The organism is Pseudomonas sp. Sample_16 (genome assembly GCF_004307665.1).
GTDB lineage: Bacteria > Pseudomonadota > Gammaproteobacteria > Pseudomonadales > Pseudomonadaceae > Aquipseudomonas.
The window spans coordinates 1-20,564 of sequence record NZ_RCOB01000128.1 but is presented as its reverse complement, the minus strand read 5'-3'; the positions used below and the strand labels follow the sequence as shown (position 1 = coordinate 20,564).

Below are 20,564 nucleotides of genomic sequence, written 5' to 3'. Positions count from 1 at the left end.
AGCGCTCAATGAGGCGAGCATCTTGTCGACACGTTGATGGAGGTGATGGAAACCGTCGAAGGATTCGCAGAGTTTGCAGGTTTTCCCTACAGTCGCCTCCTCGAATGTTGACATTAAATACGCCTAGACAAGGCCCGGCGAATTGTCCTATGCCAAAATTAGTCATCCTCGATGAATGTTAGAGTTTCCTATCGCCATACTGTCGCGCTGCAATGGCTTGCATCGCCATCAGCCAGATACCGCCCTCGGTATGAATGTGAGTGCGTGTAATTTTCCTTTTGAGTCCCTGGAGCAAACAATGAAAATCTCGCCCAGTCTCACTCTCGCCGCGGTTTTTTTTGCTCCTTTTTCCGTCATATCTCAAGCGGCTCAAATTGTTGATCTAACCCTAATTGGCCAGTTGGTACCTGTTGCATGTGATATCAACCTGGTGGGTGGAGCGGAGGTTAACTACAACGTGATTCCTATGTCCTCGCTCAGCAGCACCAAAGCCACCCCCATCACCCCCAATATGGGCGGATCGGACCCGATAAAAACCATGACGGTAATCTGTGATGCGCCGGCGCAGTTTGCGGTCAAGCTTTTGGATAACCGCGCCTCGTCGGTTAACCCTCTTGTGCTTACAGGCGGCCTTCCCGCCGGCACCTCAGCCGACCAACTCTTTGGTCTGGGCCAAGATTCCACATCCACCAACATTGGTGCTTATATCGTAACGGCCAGAAGCGCCGACCTTAGCGTGGATGGCGCAGCAGGTAAGATGATCGTGAGCTCGGATGCCGGTACCTCTTGGGTCGACTCAACCGCAGGCCAACTGCTCAACACGAGCGCGTGGCGTATGTCCTGGACGCCAGCGGGAGCCCCCTCAGCGCCCGCGCCGGTGGCGACTGTGAGCCAGGGGCTGGGTATTTCAGCGGGCATTATTCCAACTGCCACCCTCAATACCGGCAACGCAATTCCTCTCAATGGCTTGCTGACCTTGGAAGTGATTTACCTCTAAGGCAGCTCGAGTTGACGACACTCAGGATTTCCTGACAGTAACTGCGCAACATTTACGCTCTAATGCGTTGGAGGTTGCTGGTAATGCAACGCCCTCACAAGTCCCCCCTCCCCAGTGGGGGCGCCAGCAACCTCATTAGACAACCCGGCGCACTGACGCTTAGGTCCGACATCCCAACGGCATAACCCATTGAGCGCCTGCCCCATGGTGACCAAACGCAATATCGCAGTCGTGGCTGCCTCGCCTAATATTTAACCCAGCCTTGCGCTGCCCAGCTAAGAATTATGATTGCCAGCAAAACCGCACACCCTGGTATTCAGCTGGTTTTTCTCATCCCTTAGGTTTATATCCTGCCGCGCCTAAATAGCGCGTATCGGTCAACTACACCTAAGCGCACAACGGTTGAAACTGAAGGATTATCCTACATAAAGAAACTGGTTTCTGGTATTTAATGTTAATCAGAGGCGGATTGGCAGAGCGCTATGAACGGAAGCGCTTCATGGGGATGATGCTGCCTGCAGTACTGCCAATTCGTCTCGCTTCTTGGCACCACCGGTTCGCTCAAGACGGTTCGAGCTCGATAACATCCTTGCACATCCGCAGCGCTGAAAATTAGCCTACTTACGGATGTATCCTCTTTGGATAACGGTCTTCCTCCTGCCCAGTATCAAACAGCCAAAAATCTCAGCCTGAATTTAAGTGAATTCAGGCGTCACTGCGAATGTCGACTGGTGAACAGGTCATTAGCGTATTCCGACTAGTTAAATCGATAGAAGCGTTGGGCATTGGTAAAATAGGCAGCTTGAGTAAAATGCCAAATCGGCCTGAAGAAATAGCATGAGCCGCGAACGACCGTATTTCTCCAGGCCTGCTCACTGCATTAGGGCTGTTTGCCCTTTGTCGATTTGATGGTGTTTACGAAAGAAGCCTGCGGGTTCTCAGTGCACGCGTCGACAACTCGCGGGGTTTGTGTAAGCGTGCCATCGACGTCCATGACGGCATCAACAGGCGTACCCGACTTAGTAAAACCCTCAACAAAAAAGACCGCACTGGGCTGATATTCTTCATCCATCTCCAAGAAGTCTGAACATGTCCACTTATCCACTGGAGTTTTGGGTGCTTTCGCCGCCAAAACACTGGAGCTAACCAGAATCGCTAGAGTCGCAATAAACGCTTGCTTGGCTTGCATTTTATGACCTCGGGATTAGGGAGTGATATTGATAAGTGCACGCCTGTACCAGGCGCTCACTCACATTAATATAGGTGAGTAATGACCATTGCGCGCAGCGAGACGGGCCATTTTATGCACTTTCCGCGAAATAATTCGTAATTGAAGCAGGTGGCAAATAATCCGAAAACATACAGTTGTTTTTGCGGCTTTCCCTACAGGTATTGGGTGTGATTTTTGATAACGCGCACCACCTTATTTTTGGGAGGTAATCACCCACAACTTCGTATTGCCGCGGCCGATACAAGTTGAACTATCCTAATTAACTGGTCGGAAAGTAGTTTAGAGCTCCTCATTAGTTTAAAAAGCTGACGCGCTGACCAAGAGCCCGACCAGGTACTCACCGTATTGACGGGATCCTGATCCTGCTTCATGCAGGAGGAATGAATGCGACGATCAATAAATCTGCCTGACCCAAACCCAGTGCCTGCGCTCTGGGCGCAGCACAGAGACGGTCGATGTTGATACCCCCCCCCCCGATGAAACCACATAGCTAAACAGCTAAGCGCGATACACAGTTTGGTGCCTGCCGACCAGGTGTACTCGACCACGGCTAGCACGAGGCTCTGGGTGGGTCATGCTTTTTCGCGCATCCGGCTAAAGCTCTCTTACATTTGAGCCCGCATAAGCACTATGAAGGTTTTCCCTACAGACCCCTTGCAAAAACGCATGAACAATCAATGCGAAATTGGAAGTGTATAGGCGTGCAGTAGCCAGGATGAAAAATTGAGAATCGCCAATACCGTCCTCGTGCGCAATGACTGCTTGTTCAGCACAGCTTTCTGAACATGAAAAAGAGGGTACCTATATGTTGCTTGTCGACAGCGGTGATGTGATTAGGGACAACGCTCCTTTTGAAGAAGGAAGCGCCGAGCGCCACCTGGACGCGCTAGACATACATAGTTTTGACGATTGCCGAAATATTGGAAGCGGACCGATTTTTATCATCGCTTCCGGGCCCTCCGCTAAAAATTTCCCGATTGAACAATTTTCACACATCCCCATGATCACCGTGAATGGCGCCATTTCTGCCTTTTTGGGCACTGCGGTTCGCCCATATTTTTATGTCTGCTCAGATAAGAAATTTTCCACTCAACAGCCAGCGCTGTTTAATATTGCGATGCGCTTGAGTCAGCGGACAGCGTTATGGCAAGAACATGTCGAGGGTGAGTACATTCAACCGAGGGGTGAGCTTTATTTTTTATCCAAACCTGGAAAATCATCACTTCGAAACTATATATTTCGCAACAAGGATTTGGTCAGGAACTACTCGCTACTAAGCGCCCGAAAAAATTCTCTGGGATTCAGTAAAAATATGAGCGCTGGTTTTTTTGATGCGAGAACCGTTGCCTATGTAGCGCTTCAGCTTTGCTATCATCTTGGATTTAATGAGGTGTACTTAGTGGGCGTAGATCTTGATCAGCAGTCCGGCCGCTTTTATGAGCACACCAACTCATTTGTTTCGCCTTGTGATATCCAGCGACACCTCCAATCCAGGATTTTACCTTCGTTACGCTTCATGGCAAAAAAAATCATCAGCAAAAACTTCAAAGTCTACAATCTTTCCCGCAGCTCGTGCATTTCAAGCGACATCATACCTTATAAAGATATCGCAACGATTAGAGCTCGCTGATGTCACGGCCAAGCAATGCCGCTAGCAGTTTACAGTTCGTTACTCGTTTTGATCCTATCAGAGTAGGCACTATGGAACAGGACCTGAATAAACACCTGAACGAGTTATTAAGGTCGCTGTTATGGTCAGGTATTGTTCTGACGGTTTCAGCAATGGCCGGACTCGTTTGGATTTGCGTATGAGGCTTTTGCCATGCTGCAGGACCGTCTGCGAGTTAACCGCCCCTTGTCATGTCGCAAATGTGGCTGGCTCCCGCTCGAAAGGGGGCAAGATTTATTTCGAGTGCGCAGCAGGATTTTTTGCTTGGCCAAATTTCAGCCAGAGTTCAATCGTCCTGTGTTAGTCGCGGCTACTTCAGAAGGCCAACACGGTAGCGCCGTTTGGCCGGGATTTATTAGGGGGCGTTCAATGCTGGAACTTGCAGTTTGCTGGGGTGGAATTGCTATCACTGCTATCGGCTTCTGCGCCTATTCAAATGGCCATACCTCGCTCGGCTCGACGCTGTGGATCATTTCCGCTGATCTGTACATGGCCCTGGAGCTGTTCCAAAACTGGGCTAGATCGTAGGCTGTTGTTCCGCCGCGCATTCAAATCTCTATGCGCTCGCCGCAGCTACTCGGGGGCTTGAAAATGCAGCTCAAAAACCTGCCACGAAAAACAGGTTTCCGTTGTCTGTCGAACCGGTGTCGCCTCCTCATCGGTGAGCAATATTTGATCCAGCTCATCGCGAAGAAGGAGGAAGACATCACTGCTTTTGTTTGAACGAACCATCTCCAGTGTCCAATGATGCTTGTTCACCAAATACAGGTTGAGTAACTCTCGATAAGGAAGGGGGGTGTCTTGCTCCCAGATCGAGTGTTGGCCCCTGAGGCGCTCGGCAAAACATATTAATTTATATTCACCCAGGGCGAGTTGCGCAGCCTTAGGATAAACGCCGTCACGCCGCAAACTGGGGTCCTTATCGATACGATATTGATGTTTGGTAATAAGCTTGGTCCACACCGAGCGATAGTTCATTTGCACACACCCCGGACTGACGTGATGGGGAACTCATCGATATCATGGGCGCTCACCAGCGAGCATCAAAAACCTCTTAAGGCCCGTTTATGCTGCAGCGATTCGCGTTCGACCATCGCCGCGGCAACTAGAAGCGTCTATGACAACGCTCACGGACTCAATTCTCCTAAGCGCTCGAGAGGCCTCGTTTATGGCGTAGCCTGACCTTCGGTGCGCTTTTTCTCTACTTCATCGCGCGCAATTTCAAACCTTTAGGCAATTTTCTGCTTCGGATCACGCTCATCAAAATGCAGCGTAAAAGCCCCTCGCTGCTCGTGATTTTTCACCTGCAAACGAACCGGATAAGCTTCCACTCGATCCAGCTTGAGGTGAGCAATCTCCTCGCGAAGCAACAGGAGATAATCCTTTTCGTGCCGGAAGGTACGTGCATAATTCAACGTCCAGTGATGCTTGTTGATCAGATAGAGCTGTAAGGCTTCCAGCGGTTTTAGCGGCTCCCAGGGCGCGAGGAGATTATTACCGAGGCGTTGAGCAAAACATTTGAGCTTGTAGGGACCTAACGCCAATAAGGCGGCACTGAATTCGAAATTGATGTCCATGCTGTGCGAGGCTCGATGGAGAATATCCATGTGTTTTTTATAGAGTGCCGACCATTCTTGTTGATAGTCCATTTATATCGCCTCCTTGGGCCGTGATTGTGGGGAACCGACGGGGTACGTTGAACCAAGCCGACACTCTGGCCCTTGTTTGAATGCCACGCCCCATCCATCTCTATTAACGCTCGCTGACCTGCTCAGCCCCTTGGGATGCCCGCCAACTCAGCAACTGTTGCTTAAAGCCATAACTGGCAGTTTGGTAATAGGTAATGGCGCGGCTGATTAAAGGATCACTGACAATGGCTTGGGACTCGTGACTTTCGGTCAGCGCGGCATCGTGCCGGCGTAGTCCTTGGCGGGGGCTGAGAATGGCCAGGTCCTGGCCATCAAACAGGCCCAAATGCTGGTAGTTGCCCACCAATACTCGCGGCGGCAACGGATTGTCTTGCAGCAGATTACGCCCGAAAAACGTAGACAGATAATCCAGGTTCAGTAACCCCAGCAGCGTCGGGGCGAGATCAATCTGGCTTGCCAATTGAGGTGTTTCTCGGGCTTCAATCAGCTTCGGGGCATAGATGAAGAGGGGAATGTGATAGTTGCTAATCGGCAAATCTTCTTTACCGGCACTACCGGCCGTATGGTCCGCGACAAAAACGAAAATTGTATTGTCGAACCAAGGCTTTTTACGTGCCTGCTGCAGAAACTGGCCGATGGCGTAATCGGTATATTTCACCGCCCCATCACGACCATTACCAGACTTGATGTCGATGCGGTGGTCGGGATAGGTATAAGGGCGGTGATTGGACGTTGTCATTAGTTGCAGCAGAAATGGTTGCTGCTTGGCATAGTCGGCATCAGCCAGGCTCAGCGCTTGCTGGTAGAGATCCTCGTCTGCCATGCCCCAGGCGTTCTTGAAGTGAATCTCAGACTCTTCAACATTGCTTTGATCAACCACGCGATATCCATTGCCACTGAAGAAAGCATTCATGTTGTCAAAGTAACCGCGTCCGCCATAAACAAATACGCAGTCATATCCCACAGCCTTGAGCTGCTGCCCCAAGCTAGCAAAGCCGCTCTCGCGCCCCACTCGTTTAACGATCGATCGACCCGGTGTGGGAGGGATCGCTAACGTAATGGCTTCCAGCCCGCGATCAGTGCGAGTGCCGGTAGCGTAGAAATTGCTGAAGTACAGGCTTTCTTTGCGCAGGGCGTCGAGGTTTGGCGTTAAGTTACGTTGATCGCCGTTGCTGCCCATGTATTTGGCACTGAAGCTTTCAATCGTAACCAGGATGATGTTGGGCTTACGTTCGACCCCAGGATTATCGATTGCTCGGCGAATATCCTGCGGATCCTCGCCGATGAAGCGAGCATTGGGCTCGCTTAGCTCGCTGCGAATCTGTTGCCCAACCACCTCAGGCGCTAGCGTGCTGTAAAACTGGGGATAATCCAGTTCGTTGTTGCGAAATGCGGCGAAGAATTGATACGGACCATTGCTTGCCAGTTCGTTGTGATAGGTATTGCCACCCTGGGCACGAGGGGCGGCCTGGCTGAGCAGTTGCGCGCTGGCTAGGGCAGCGATCAGCAGTCCAAGCGTAATCCAAAGACGCCCACGCACAGTGGGCAAGGGGGCTTGCACGGCGGCGATGAATGGTTGGCGTAATGCGACACTCAAAATCACCGCCAACACCGCAAGAAGACTCAGCAACGAGCCGATAGGATACGACTCGAGCAGATTATTCAGCACCTCGTCGGAGTAAACCAAATAGTCGACGGCGATGAAATTGAAGCGCACCCCGAACTCATGCCAGAAGAGCCACTCAGCGATCGAAGTGAATAACATTGCGAACAGACTGACCCCCAGCAGTGCCTGCAAAAACCACCGATGGCCACGACGTCGCCATAAGGCTGGAGGGCAAAGCACCAGATAAAGCCCCATTGGCAATGCCGCATAGGCGATGAAGCCCAAGTCGTAGAGCAAACCAATACCGAAGATCGCAAGCAATGCGCTCCCGGCCTCACTCCAGTGAGTCAGCACTAACCACAGGCGGGTCGCGAAAAAGATGCTCAGCCAAGCGCTGCTTACTAGCAACAAAAAACGCATTGGTGCTGTCTTGATATGCCCCACCGTTTTCTCCTTATGTTGTGTGAAGCTCCGTGACCGTGACGGCAGTGCGGAGCCTGGACCCAGGCAGCAGCCAATCTGCCAGCATGCACAAAGCAGCACTTATTAAACGTGGGAGTTCGGCAGGCGAATGTAGGGAAATACCCCAAAACAAGGCGAAAACGTTTAGCCATTGCAACTTGGTAACGCGTGAGGTCTAACAAAGCTCACGCAACTACCAAGCCGGTTAACGCCTTCCCACTAGCAACTGCAGCCTAAATATCGACGATCTTTGAATGAGGCGCGAAGAGCTAAGGAGGAGGGGGTAGGTTCTATTGCGGCGCGGATGAAGTTGTCGGTGAGTGATGAGGTGGGCTCATCCGCGCATCGACAATCAGCCCTATGCGCTACTCGACCCAAACGCTTATGGGAGCGGAGTGATACCGATGGTAGGTACAGTGTTGCAACAGACCATGCAGGTCTGGCTCGGCTACCTTCCCCCCAGCGCTTATCATTGAGATATCGGCTCGTACTTCACACCTTAAGGAACAGCTATACCGGTATCCAACTCGAAGAACGCCTGCCCCTGAAACGGTGTGACATCTCGAATCTTTAACCGATCACTTTTTAAGTAAGCATTGATTTCGACCCGAATCGAGAACGCCTGGCCTTCAAGGCGGGTGCCGTTCTGGGCCAACGGCACCACGTAGTAGCCAGGAGCCATTTTCACGCTGCTGGTGCCATGATCCACCATCGCCGCGCCGCTTAACACGCGGCCCAGGTTTACCGGTCGACCATCTACCAAGGCATCCTTAGCGATTAAATTAAAACTTCCGTTTTCGCCCATTTTGAAACTTTCAGGATCGACTGCAGTACCTCGAAACAAGATCGCCATACGGGTGGGTTGCGGACACGTGACGTTCAGTTGAATGAAACGTTGACCGACTGACGCGCGGCCCGATTCGGAGGTGGTCGCCAACTCATAGGGATTGAATTGTCCAAAATCTTGCACCAACTGACTGCTTTGTAGCTGGCACTCCGAGGCGAAGACCGGCGAAAGCGAGCCCATCAGAACAATGAAATTCAGTGCCAGTAAGGGTCGACATTGCACGTTAAATACTCCATTAGACTGATCATCACGGACGCCTCAGGGTGATTCACCGGCTTCACCGAAAGGCTAGGGGCTGGCCGGTGAGGTTTTGGGCGAGGAGTGTGCGCGCTCTGGTGCGGTACACACGGCCGGTACCTGCTCGAATAAGCCTTCAGTATTATCCTGAGCTCCCAAATTGAAACTCAAGTAGCAATCCCCACCTCGCAAGCTGACGCGCAAGTCACTCTGGCTAGTGTCATTCAAATAAATCTTGCCTTCATCTAATACCACGGTGACAAATCGTTCAGCACCATCAAACACCGCTGCACCTTTAGGTAATGGCTTACCGTTGCTGTCGGTCACCGTTAGCAGTACGCGCCGTACCTTGGAAACATTAAATTTCAAGTAATTCACCGAGCCTCGACCTGCCGCCACACGCTTATAGCCATTATCAATATCGGCATTGCGCGGTAGGGTATAACTCACGACCTCGACTTGACTGTCGCTGAACGCCGGAAGTCGAGCTAACACTGCTTGGCCGCGACTGTCAGTCCAGACCGGACCACTGTTAGTGATCAGTTTGACGCCCGCTTCCTCGCCCGCCGAGACAATCCCGAAGGTGTCTTGAATTTGATAAGGTGAAGCGGTCAAACCATTGGCATGCAGCACCAAGGCGCCGCTGCCGCCGACGTTATAGTTATTGCTGTGAGCGCCATTATCGGTATAGCCCGCACTGACTTGTGCATAGCGTGGCAAGGCGGATACGTTGCCCCCCCAAGTCATCTCCCGATCACTGCCGCGACCTAGCTGCTGGCCCATTGTCAGGCTGTAATTGAGCATGTCGTTAACCGTCTCGCTGTAGGTGGTTCCTATCTGCTGCTGCTCGGCGCTGGTACGACTGGCGTAGGTGCGTAGGCTACGGCTTGCTCCTAAAGGAATGCTGAAACTCAGATAAGCAGAATTGGGAATATCTCCACTGATGTCATGCTGCACGCTGGCATTGATGGAAATGCCAGCAATCGTATGGCCCCAAGATAACGACAGGGTTCGGTCCCACGCATTATCGTTATTGAGCGACTGCATAAAATTCATGCCGAAACCGCCATAAGTTGGTGAGCTCCAACTCGCGCCGACATTGAATTGGGTGCGTTCATCGCCTGCAAAGTCTTCTTCCTCCTGGGCGGATTGCACCGCATCCATCAAAGAGCGATAGCCAGACGTTTGGCGGGTCATGGAGCCATTGACGGCGAATCTTTCGGTTAAGCGCGAACTGAGCGCCACACTGCTTTCCACTCCGCTTTTGCTTAATGTTTGAGCTTGCGATACGGTCGTGCTTAAGCTCAAACGGGTGTCCTGAGTGAGCAAATGATCGGTGATCACACCGATGGAGTTATAGTCTTGGGCGATCATGACTCCAGCTGAGAGCTTGTCGCGAGCACTGAGTAACCAGTCATCGCCCGCCGACACGACCATCGGTTCCTCAAGCCCAGAGGTGTCATTGATATTGCGCACTTTGCCCGCTGCTATCGATAAGCCATTGGTGGTTAATTCAACCTGGCGCAAAGACGCAGCGGGTAAACTGAAGGTGTTTTGCGAATTATCTGATTCAAATACCGTGACATCAACATTCGCGTTACTTCGTAGCAGAGGCACGTTGGTCAATTGAAAAGGGCCGGCGGGAACCACCGTAGAATAAATCAAGATGCCATCTTGCTTCACTTCCACCCGAGCTTGGGGGGTGGTCGCGATACCCTCAATGGTTACCCCACCTGATGCTTGAGCGCGTAACGCACTATCGGGCACGACTTGCACACCGGTAATGGACGCACCGGGCAACACCGGATTGAACAAATTGAGTTGTCCGACTTGAAGCACCGATTTGAAGGGCACGAAACTGTGTTCGGCGTAAGTGTACAGCTGATCGGTATTGCGCTTACCGTTTTGATCGGTGAAAGTTTGTCGGCTACGCACGCTCCAGTCGCCCAAGTTCAATCCGGCCTCGGTATTGATCGAGGTAAAGTCACTGGTGGTGCCAGAAAACTGCGATTGGGTTTTTAGAGCGTCGTAGTTGAGGATCGCTGCCATACCGCCGGAACTGTATCCCGAAAAATTTTGCTCCAATGGCTTGAGGGCATTCGAGGGAACGGCGAGACGAACTTCGTCTTTGTTCGGTCGCAAATCCACATCTGTTTGTGGGTATAACGCCATAAAATCGACACAAGGGCTTGCCCCAGAAGGACCTGGACTGCTCGAAGCTGTACTCTCAGGGGTGTCAGCCCAAGAAGAAAACTCTCCAGTGGAGGCCTCCAGCGCTGTATCTAGCGAAGCAACAAGCGTCGCTCCAGCATCTGCCGTGGGGAGTACCGCCGTTGCCTGGGGAGGGCGGTCAACGGTGCTTGGAAGAAGCGGTGCCCCATCTGATGGCAAAAGCAAGCCAGCCTTATCCGCGAGACGCTGGTCAAAACACAGTTGGCCTTGCGTATCAAAATGAACTGCAACCGAGCCGAGATTATCACCGTTCACAAACAGGGTGACTTTGTGCAGTCCCGGTAAAAAACGGGCTTTATCATTAAACATCGCGGCCAGCTTGGGGTCGATCCCGCGGCTGATCAGGGTATCAATGTCAAATACCACACCTGTATCGGAGGTTGGCACAGCCGTTTTGGTTGACTGGTGTTCAAACGTTGAGGTGACCGTTACCTCAGGGGATGTGGCCGATCCTGAGGGGGAAGACGCGTTGGGCACAACCTCGATGGCGCTGTTTGTTGGAGCTGCAGGCACCGTTCCCTCTGTACTCGTGGTCATTTTTGTCACGGCGAGGATTTCGGTTTGATTGGGGGGCGGCGTCACAGCCAAAACGTGCGAGCTCGAAGGGATGCGGGATAATCCCACATTGTCGGCGCTCGACGAGTCAGTTATGGCTCTGGGAGAAGCTAAGGTCGCCGCTGGCGATAGGGGCAATTCGGGGGCTAAAGACTCCTTCAGAGGCGAGCCATCAGGACGGGGAGCAGGAGCAGAACTTAAGCCCGGCTCGCCCATGGCCAATGAATTGGCGAGCATCAGCGGGATAAACAATCCAGGAACGATCGGATGGAACAACCGCGTAGCGCACATAGAAGTAGTCCATCACAGTGGGTTAATGGATACCACAGGGACGGTGGCTTACTGTGAGGTACAGGCACTCAACGGTGTGTCGAACTGATTTAAGGCATACCCATATACACTGGCAGGGTGAATGCGCATCGACGTCGCACCGGTAATTACACGGCCTATTTGGAACTCATGGTGCGTACTGGGCAAAATATAAGCTTTGCTAAATTTGACCTCTTCGGCTACTGGCTGCAGCGAACCAGAAAGGGCCAAGCGTACAACATAAGGACTGTCGTTAGTGACGTGTAACGTGTCACCACATAAAGACCACTTTAAAAACTTCCAGGGCGCCGCCTCTATTTTCAAACCCTTCGGTGAAATAATGACGGGCAGGTTCTGGCGAAAGGTGACGCCCACGCTGTTAGGTACTTTATATTGCACCGTGGGAATGCCTTCAAAGGTCACTCGCATCAAGCGCTGCACGGTGAATGGCTTTTTGTTTTGCAGGATAAACCGCACGGCTTGGCTGTCCCCGCCTTCGACGCGAGCAACGGGGGGCGACACGACAAGTAACAGCTCAGGGTCTTCTGGAATGGTTTCCAACGAGGTATACAGCAACGCGGCGTATTTATCGGTATTAGTCACATTCATGGTGGTTTCACCTTGGTCTTCGCTAATCAACACGACCGAAGAGGCAGGTTTCATACCCGAAGAAAACGAGGGGCCAGCAAATAACAAACCAAACATGAGTATTGCACACGCTGCATCAGTTTTATAGTTGGCACCCATCACCATAATAGAAGTCCTCACATGATAAAAATAAACACCTTGATATGATGTCGTGAGGTAAACCTGAAGGCGTACCCGAGACGTATTTGTCATTTATTGGCCCGGCGTAAGATTTAAACCTATGCCGTTATAAGTGCCCCGTTGTCACTTGTGTGATGCGTTATTCATCGAACAGCACTGGCTTAATCATCAGGGTCTGTCCATATCTCATTCATTGCCGCTACGCCTCAGGTTGCGTAAGGTTTTCCCTCTTTTAGAAATGCTGAATGGACATTTTGTTATGGAGGGCAGTAACAGAGAGTCTCAGAACAGCGACCCAATGCGGAGTACGACCTCATGAATACGCATCAAAGGCTGCTCAGACCATTGAGGAGCATTGTCTGAGAGATTATTTAGCCGGGAGGCGACGACGAACCTCTTCCGACTCCTTGTTAGGAGGGCTCATGGGTGGACGAAAACCGCTTTTGCGGCGCAGGACGGCAGTGACCGCTGGGAAAGCAGGTCATTGAACGACGCGGAGCGCGCCAATCGGCGAATGACCGCGTTAAGCCATAATAGTTTTATTTTTTGTAGGAAAAAGCTGACGAACGGCGCTATTTTTTGGGACGTACGTCCTTGTTCATTTGACTAAGTGACGCTTCTATAGGAGGGCAACAGGACAAACTTATCGAGGACGTACGATGAGTCAAAAAATAAAAATATTCAGAGGGAAGGCTTTGACCGCGCTCATCACCGAGAAGGAACTAGCGATGCAATTGGAAGCTTGTCTTCGCCGCAGTGATCCGCAGTTAATGAGCCGAGTGGCTCGATCCATCGTGCAGTCGCATTTTCCAGAAATATATGGAGAAGCGATTATGCAGAGACATGCCCCTAACCGCTTACGGCTTAAGCGCGTTGCATGGCGATACTCGCCGCGTCTCACTTTACGGGTTCCCCCGCAATTGAGGTGCGTGGCAATAGTCTGGGCTATTGGTGTGTCTGTCTGTTCCGCGAGTGGTCAGCATTTCGCCCCCCGAGTGGCGGAATACCGCTACCAAGCGTCATTGACGCCCGCGCCATGGGTGCCCGCTGTGCTTGATTCTAAATAATTTTAGGTTGCCTATCACGGCGTGTACGGAGCTTCACAAAACGTCGATTGGGTTGATGCGTATGTAAATGGCATCCCTAAAATCGGCGTTTTTCCGCTTCCACCAGTCCGCTGGTAGCACCCATGGCTCGGCCCGCGTCGAAAAAACAAGGTATCGAGTTGTTGTAAGTACAGCGGTCCCAATGGTGCCCATCAAATACAGCTCGCCTGGAGCCAGTTCCCCAGAGCGAGGACGACCTTGTTGGGTTACCGATTCTTATCCGATCTGATTTCTCGGATTTTCACTGGCTTCTCGCTAGCTAACGCTTCACCGTATACCTTGCGCAGCAAAGGACTGTTATCGATAAAATCAGCAGGATCGATATTTTTGCGCCGAGCAATCATTGCGGCATACACCAAGCGTTCACGCTCTCGGCTGAGCTGCTGATTAAGTGTTGCCACCTGAGCTTTCAGTGACTCGATCTGCTGATCTTTATCCCGTTCCTTCGCCGCTTTTAGCGAGCTGATTTGGTCGAAGGTTCGCTTACCTTGTGTATAGGCTTTGACGAGGTCCTTAACCCGCTGAAATTCTTGCTCAAATGCTTTGTTTCGCCATAACGTGACCCTTGACACGCCGAGCTGACTCGTGAAGTAAGTCCAGCAAAATTCAGTTGGTTCAATCATCTGGCGCTCGAAGTGATTGAGCAGCATAAACGCCTGCTTCCATTGCTCTTGCGTAGTGGCCATTCCCCGGTTCCTCTTTACCAGTGAAAGAACACCGTCATCCGGTGCCGTGCCTTGTTAGGAAAAATCTGGCCTTAGTCAATCGTATGGCGAGCGGCACTAAGGCGCCCACTGTTCTGGATGACCGCCAGATCCACCTGACGATTACCTACTTAAGCTGGTTTGCGGCAATATTCAAATTGCACTATCGCTGCGCGGCGACGGGTCTTGGTCATGATGCCTACCCAACAGCAGCACACCGTTCTGCACCCAGATACGTATCAACCCAAACGGACCATATGGCATGGTGGTACCAGGCAGGGCTGGCGACCAGACAAGCTTCATCAATATGGCTCAGACGTTGGCGTGATGATCTTCCTAAGAATCATAACGTCCCAGCGACCTCTTCAGGGGGCCGCCGCGAGGGAGAGGGACTGATCTCTGATCTTTTGCAAGCGCTACACACTGTCCAAGGGTGGTGTTCCACATTGAAAAGCGCAATCATCGGGTTTGGAGCCTTGAGCTCGAAACGGTTGAAAGTCTTGGACCTGTGCGGCTTGGGCGGTGGTCATGATCAATTGGGCGCGCTCAAGGATGGCAGTGGCATTTCTGAACAGCGTCATTTGATGCTCAATGTGCATCTCGACCGATTCAGCTGGCACGTCTGGCCGATTTAACACTTCAAACAACCGTGCCAGCTCCTGCTCAGCTTTGTCACGTTCGTTGGTGATGTTCTGGCGCTGAATCGGATCATGCAGGTCAAATACAAACTCCCGGCAACCTAACCCTGCATTTCCCGTTAGGCATTTGAGGTGGTACTCGCAGGGCTTCAAGTTGATGTCCCTTACGCAGAACCCCAAAGGGCTGTAATGAGCCGTCTGCAAGGTGAGGTTCAACTGGGCCTGGATATCTTTCAAGGAAAGTTCACTGCGTTTCCAGGACTGTAGCTGCTCAGGCAACGAGCCAAGAAAGCGGGTATGTTCACCCAGCATCAGTTCACCTACTTTCTGAGCTCGTTCCCGTGCGGTTTGATGGTCGTAATGAGCGCCTTGAGGCTGGGTTCGGCCCATCCATTTATTGACGATGCTCGCAGCTAACCCAGCACGAAACAATGAATTGGTTTGCCAATGTCGTCCTTTATGGGTTTGAAAGGATTGGATGACCTCATCCTCCACCGCCACCCCATAACGGGAAAAGGCCGAACCCCGTGCAAGCCCTTGCTCGCTCGGTTTGAGGGCATAAAGCGCCGCACCGTAGGACAGCACGCAGGGAATATAAGCCTGGTAGGTGCCCCCCAAACTACTGGGAACCACAAATAGATAATCGGAGACTTTTTGCGAAATACGAAAAGCGTTGGAGCTGATAGCCAATCCTTCCGACAACACCTCCTTGACCATTTCAGCCAGCAATTCAGTTTGGAGGCGGGTATTCAAAGCCACAAAATCCTGCGAAATAGCTTGGGTGATGCTGCGGTATTCCAATAAGTAACCTGTACCGTGTGCATACTTCAAACCCGTCGTCGACGCACTTTTACGAAAAAAGGTTACAGGGGCAGCATTCAACCGCAGGTAGGAGAAAAATCCTTTTTTAGAACCCTTGTGAATCATGGTCATGGATTTCTGACCAAACCACTCTGGATAGAGCTGTTGCGCATCCAGCAGGGGTAACAAGCGGCGATAATCAAATCCTCCCCCCATAACGTGGTTAATGGCCGCGACCGCCTCGTCATAACCACAATAAATGATTGCTCGACCGCAACTTACGGTCTCCCCAAAAAAAGCCAGCCATTCGACCCGATTTAAGGCTTTCGAGCGCAACCCTTGAAAAGCGCTGGACTTCACCTGCCGGCTGCAAGGAGGCTGCCCATGAATAATTTGGAACACCTCTTCGTAGGTGAATCTGTGGGTACGCCACGTAATCATTTCGTTAAGGCGGCGCTTGATATCGGCACCGACTAAGTAATGGGTATGTTTAAAACGCCCGACCGGGGTAGACCTCACGTCAAAACCTGAGCGACGATAGAAAGCCAACAACGAGTCCACGCCGACTGCCGTGGATGCGAAGGGCAAATATTGCGTCAATTGATGAAGCTCAATTTGTGCTTCATCCGCCAGGGGCTTGAGGAGTTTGAGACAGGTTTGGGCGCGAGTCGCGTTAGCGGCGGACAATGCCGTCAACTGTTCAAGCGCGACCTGTATGTCGGTGTCTATTTGTGCCACACGACGGTCAAATCGCTTCGCCAATACTGTAGCAAGGGTGCCATTTTCAATCTCACTGGCTCGTTCGCGCCAAAGGCTGCAGATTGCGTCAATCCTGCGCACGGCATCTTGAATAACCGGGCGCCAAATTTGTGGGATATAACGCGCCATAGGAGCCGCGCCTTTCTCAGTCCAAACGTTACAAAAAAGTTGTCCGTTGCGCTCAACCAAGCAGTTCTTGGGAAGGCGTAACACTTCACCTATCCGCAATCCCAAACCAAACTGAAAAACTTGCGTTAAGATCGCCAGTCGATCAAGTTGTGCTCGAATACTCTGGTCTGGCGAGTGATCCAGGGCCCATTTTAGTTGGATGATCGCGCCGATCAATGGCGGCAGAGGAAGCTTTTCTTCTGCCGCAATTCGACCGTAGCGATCTGTTCGCTGGAACTGCGCGCCAACTCGGATGGTGGCAATCGGCTGTGTTAAAAGCTGGTGCGATGCCATAAAGGCCATGAGTCGATTTAGATCATTGCACAGCCCTTCGCCGTGGGCATACGACGTCCTGATATGATTAAGAGTCCGATCATAGGCGTCCTGATCGATCATAATCAGACTTCGAACATCGACTTTGATGAGCATCTTGAAGGCTGCGGCCAGGCTTTTGACGCGCGTCGCTCCCAATGCTTTGTTTCTCTGGCGAGCATTCCATAACAAGGTGGTTACAAAAACTTTATTTAAGGTCGCCAATTCCGGCACCAAGCCTGGTACGGTAAGGTAAATTCGCACTTTACCCTGATACAGCCAGTACAAATCATCCCAGTGCGAAGTCGGAAATAACTTCAATTGCTCGAACCGCGCCTGAGCTTCCTCAGCCAGCCGGCTTAGGCGCTGTTGCCGCTGCGTCTGCATATGCTGTTGCTCACCAATAAGCATGGCATCACTCCTCCTGCTTGTGAATTAATGTCACGCAGTGGCCTTGTGCGTAGGCAATTGCCGCCTGACAGCCGGCAATTGAGGGCTCAAAGGCACTGACCACCGTGGCCGTTGACACCGACAACAGCTGCGCTTGGCGTTGGGTCAGTTGCTCCAGAGCCATGCGATGCGCGTGAACATCTTTGTTGGGACAAAAGCGCTTACAGGCGTAACACGCCACCGCGGGCTCATCAAAACATGCCGAATCGGTGGCACATTGGCCGATGGCAGTGAAACTGCGCGGCTCGTAGATGGGCCGCGCATAGAGATTGCCCTTTAGATCCTCCGTCCTCATCCACGCGGCCGTAAAGTGTCGCTGCTCAACGCGGCTTTGGGTTGCCTGCTCCAATACTTCCCACATTTCCTGAGTGAACCGAAAGTAATGTTTGATGCACAGTGTGTTGCTATGGTCCAGCAGGTCCGCTACCTCCTCGGGTGAACACCCGGACATCACCGCCTGCGTGCCAATGGTGTAGCGAAAACGGTAAGGGTGTAGGTTGAAGTGTCGCCCCGTTCGGGGCGACAGCGGGAAATGAATCTGAGCGTAACTCAGCATGCTTCTTAACAACGAAGCTCTTCGGTGGTAAGCGTAAGCTTGCTTATTATCAGCGGCAAAGTAATCGCCTGATCGTCGAAGTTCTTCACGCCACAGCACGCTACCGTGCGCATTACGCACGCGCTCCAAACGCAGCGGCTGCGTGGCCATGAAAAGTGGAAGTTCCTGTAAGGGGATGTCTTGAGCAACGAGCTCTACCGAGGCGATCACTTGGTCGATCAATGTGGCCGTGCGTTCACTCAGAATACGCGCACTGAATTGCGTCCGGCGGTGTTGCGCGCCGTTTTTTACCCGGGGTACATTGAGGTAACGCACGCCCGTTTGAGGATCCGTTAAAAAGTCTTGACGTTTTAAAAGGGATAGCTGAATAGGTCGCAAACCATGACTCAAACACAAGTCGACTAACAGCCGTAAGGGCAAGGAATGGCGTGTATTATCCACCTCGGCAGAAAGTACACTGACTTCTTCTCGAGTGAACGGGCCATGTTCTTCATCCATCAAGAATAAGGCGGAATAAGCATTGGGTCTGCGGAAATAGCCGTGCAATTGCGTGATATTTTCGTAACCTTCCGCGCTCAGCAGCTCATACTCGTGTAACAACAGAAAGTTGGCGAATTCCTTAGCGCAGGCGATCCAATGCATTTTTCTAGAGGAATCCGCTTGTACCGCGAGTTTAGTTAATACGTGTTCAACAGTGATCCCTGCATTGACCTGGGACACGAAGCGTTGCAAAAACCAGAATTTCTCCAGCAACGTCGCTGCATGATAACGCTGCACGATATATTGCACATAACAGATGAGAATCTCTTTTAAGTCATCCGCCAGCTGATTGAAGCCGTCCGTTTTAAGATAAACAAACTGCGTGGTGTCATCAGGAACAATAATGACCGGCTTGAAATCGCCATCAGGGGTAAACAATTCGACGTCATAACCCAAGCGGCTTCTCACCGGAAGGAAGCGCGACACCTTCACGACGCTACTCCTATTCAACACCCGCCTTGAACGCGTGGAGGGCCTGCTGCTGAATGAGCACTTGCGATGCTCTGACTTTGCGTTGAATGGAGCCTTTGGCGTATCGCTCCGGCATCTGACTATTGCGAACCCATCCACCGGCCGCTTCTTGAATCGGCGACTTCAGTAATGTACGGCTCAGCGGGCTCTGGTCTTTAAACTTAAGATCAAGCGCGGTATCGAGCAGGTCATGGAATGTATTGCGCAAGCGGTGCGGACTGAGAAGTCCTTTGAATTCAGGGTGTTTCCGTGTCAATTCATTAAGAATGGCATTTGGTGTCTGCAGCGATAAAGGTAAGCCGTCTCGATATGAAATAAATAAGTAACTGGTGGATTTCCACCCGGTAAACAGCACCCTGACCTGAGTAATATAATATTCAATCAAGTTCGCTAGATCTTCGTGCAGCTCAATTTGTCGACCCAGAGTTTTCACCGAGGGCACTTCGCTGCGGGGGTAATCTGCAACCGGACCAACCTTAAAAATATCGTAATATTTACGATGCCCGGATAATTGAAAGTGATTAAGTTTTAATAGCAGCGTTTCGCCTTTGCGATTGCCACCCAGCATAAGCAGGAGCAATAATGCACAATTACGCCAACGCACTTTGCTGGTTTTCCAAGGGTTAAGCTTATTGCTTGGCGAGGGATCAATGATGCTGATAAATTTCGCCTGTAACGCTGGCGCAAGACCTATCTTATCTTGCCGGTCCGATTTGTAAGGAGACTTGGCGTATAAGTCAAAGCCGGCTTTCATTCGTTGATATCGCAACAATGCAGACTGCAGAGCTGCGCAATCCGCTTGAAGATTGTCTTGATAAAACGACCATAGGTAATGGATAAATGCCATAGCACCGCGCATGCGAGCTGCATACCACGCAGCGTTAACGGGCACTCCGGTTGAGCGAGTACAACAACAAAAGGAAGAGAATGCTTCGATTTCGCCGATTTTTAGTGGCTTTTGATCCGCGATGCGCTGGATTAACTCAATCGCATTGATTTCGCAAAATCGGTAAAGATGTAGGATGACAGTTTGATCTGCCTTAATGGAATTGATCCTCAATCCATTCTCGAAGCGTTGCAAAGCGTACGCCCCAGCAAACAGATCAATCTGACCATTGATCGCCACCAACTTAAGCTTAATGCCTCCCACCTTCGTAAATTGCACGGTGGTTAGCGCGTAAGCGGACATTGACATTTGCCCACCCCATGTGTCGCTGTAAAAAATTTACGGTAGCAGACGCCATGAAGGTCAGCAAAAAATGAAACAAAACCGCGACACACAAAATTATTTGGGCGGGACCACAAAAAATGTAACGTCAAAAAACCAAGATCAAGACTGTCGGCCAAAAACCCCCTCAGGGAGAGGGGGTGCTGCGACTTATCCATAGAAAATGAAACATGCTACTTATTATTACAGATATCTTTCAACGATTTGCCTGGTTTGAAGGCAACTGTGTTGCTGGCCTTGATTTTGACTGGCTCACCGGTTTGCGGGTT

General features: G+C 51.4%; 15 protein-coding genes. 3 read left to right on the top strand and 12 right to left on the bottom strand.

What is annotated here, in order from left to right:
• The first annotated feature begins 298 nt into the window (after positions 1–298).
• Positions 299–997 carry a DUF1120 domain-containing protein gene (locus D8U69_RS17565; RefSeq protein WP_177434307.1) on the top strand — a complete coding sequence of 233 codons (699 nt, stop codon included), beginning with the start codon at positions 299–301 and terminating at the stop codon, positions 995–997.
• A gap of 880 nt (positions 998–1,877) precedes the next feature.
• Here the strand turns inward: D8U69_RS17565 and hdeA are convergent.
• Positions 1,878–2,186 (bottom strand): acid-activated periplasmic chaperone HdeA, encoded by a 309-nt coding sequence (gene hdeA, locus D8U69_RS17560; protein ID WP_130904898.1) that lies wholly within the window; start codon positions 2,184–2,186, stop codon positions 1,878–1,880.
• An 847-nt stretch (positions 2,187–3,033) separates the two neighbouring features.
• On the opposite strand from hdeA, the gene D8U69_RS17555 reads away from it, so the two are divergent.
• Both D8U69_RS17555 and D8U69_RS17550 read left to right on the top strand, forming a co-directional pair.
• On the top strand, positions 3,034–3,858 hold the full coding sequence (locus D8U69_RS17555; protein WP_130907813.1) for a DUF115 domain-containing protein: 825 nt from the start codon (positions 3,034–3,036) through the stop codon (positions 3,856–3,858).
• 303 nt (positions 3,859–4,161) lie between these two features.
• The gene (locus tag D8U69_RS17550; protein ID WP_130907812.1) at positions 4,162–4,425 is read left to right on the top strand and encodes a hypothetical protein; all 264 of its coding nucleotides are present in this window, start codon (positions 4,162–4,164) and stop codon (positions 4,423–4,425) included.
• 45 nt (positions 4,426–4,470) lie between these two features.
• Here the strand turns inward: D8U69_RS17550 and D8U69_RS17545 are convergent, their stop codons facing one another.
• From D8U69_RS17545 to D8U69_RS17495, 11 genes are all read right to left on the bottom strand, one after another.
• Positions 4,471–4,875 carry a hypothetical protein gene (locus D8U69_RS17545; protein ID WP_130907811.1) on the bottom strand — a complete coding sequence of 135 codons (405 nt, stop codon included), beginning with the start codon at positions 4,873–4,875 and terminating at the stop codon, positions 4,471–4,473.
• A gap of 251 nt (positions 4,876–5,126) precedes the next feature.
• Positions 5,127–5,546 carry a hypothetical protein gene (locus D8U69_RS17540; RefSeq protein WP_130907810.1) on the bottom strand — a complete coding sequence of 140 codons (420 nt, stop codon included), beginning with the start codon at positions 5,544–5,546 and terminating at the stop codon, positions 5,127–5,129.
• 103 nt (positions 5,547–5,649) lie between these two features.
• Complete coding sequence (locus D8U69_RS17535) at positions 5,650–7,596, bottom strand: LTA synthase family protein (RefSeq protein ID WP_130907809.1); 1,947 nt, start codon at positions 7,594–7,596, stop codon at positions 5,650–5,652.
• Between the two features lie 517 nt (positions 7,597–8,113).
• On the bottom strand, positions 8,114–8,683 hold the full coding sequence (locus D8U69_RS17530) for a hypothetical protein (RefSeq protein WP_130907808.1): 570 nt from the start codon (positions 8,681–8,683) through the stop codon (positions 8,114–8,116).
• A gap of 66 nt (positions 8,684–8,749) precedes the next feature.
• Positions 8,750–11,467, bottom strand: coding sequence for a fimbria/pilus outer membrane usher protein (locus tag D8U69_RS17525; RefSeq protein WP_177434305.1), 2,718 nt, complete (start codon positions 11,465–11,467; stop codon positions 8,750–8,752).
• Between the two features lie 357 nt (positions 11,468–11,824).
• Entirely contained in the window at positions 11,825–12,547 is a 723-nt protein-coding gene (locus tag D8U69_RS17520; RefSeq protein WP_177434293.1) for a fimbria/pilus chaperone family protein, read from the bottom strand.
• A 1,327-nt stretch (positions 12,548–13,874) separates the two neighbouring features.
• On the bottom strand, positions 13,875–14,354 hold the full coding sequence (locus D8U69_RS17515) for a hypothetical protein (RefSeq protein ID WP_177434291.1): 480 nt from the start codon (positions 14,352–14,354) through the stop codon (positions 13,875–13,877).
• Between the two features lie 434 nt (positions 14,355–14,788).
• The gene (locus D8U69_RS17510) at positions 14,789–17,461 is read right to left on the bottom strand and encodes a hypothetical protein (protein WP_130907806.1); all 2,673 of its coding nucleotides are present in this window, start codon (positions 17,459–17,461) and stop codon (positions 14,789–14,791) included.
• A 4-nt stretch (positions 17,462–17,465) separates the two neighbouring features.
• On the bottom strand, positions 17,466–19,028 hold the full coding sequence (locus D8U69_RS17505; RefSeq protein ID WP_130904890.1) for a site-specific integrase: 1,563 nt from the start codon (positions 19,026–19,028) through the stop codon (positions 17,466–17,468).
• 10 nt (positions 19,029–19,038) lie between these two features.
• A complete protein-coding gene (locus D8U69_RS17500; RefSeq protein ID WP_130930265.1) occupies positions 19,039–20,262 on the bottom strand; it encodes an integrase in 1,224 nt (407 codons plus the stop codon).
• 206 nt (positions 20,263–20,468) lie between these two features.
• Positions 20,469–20,564: HU family DNA-binding protein (locus D8U69_RS17495; RefSeq protein ID WP_177434290.1), on the bottom strand; the 96-nt coding region annotated here is incomplete at its 5' end.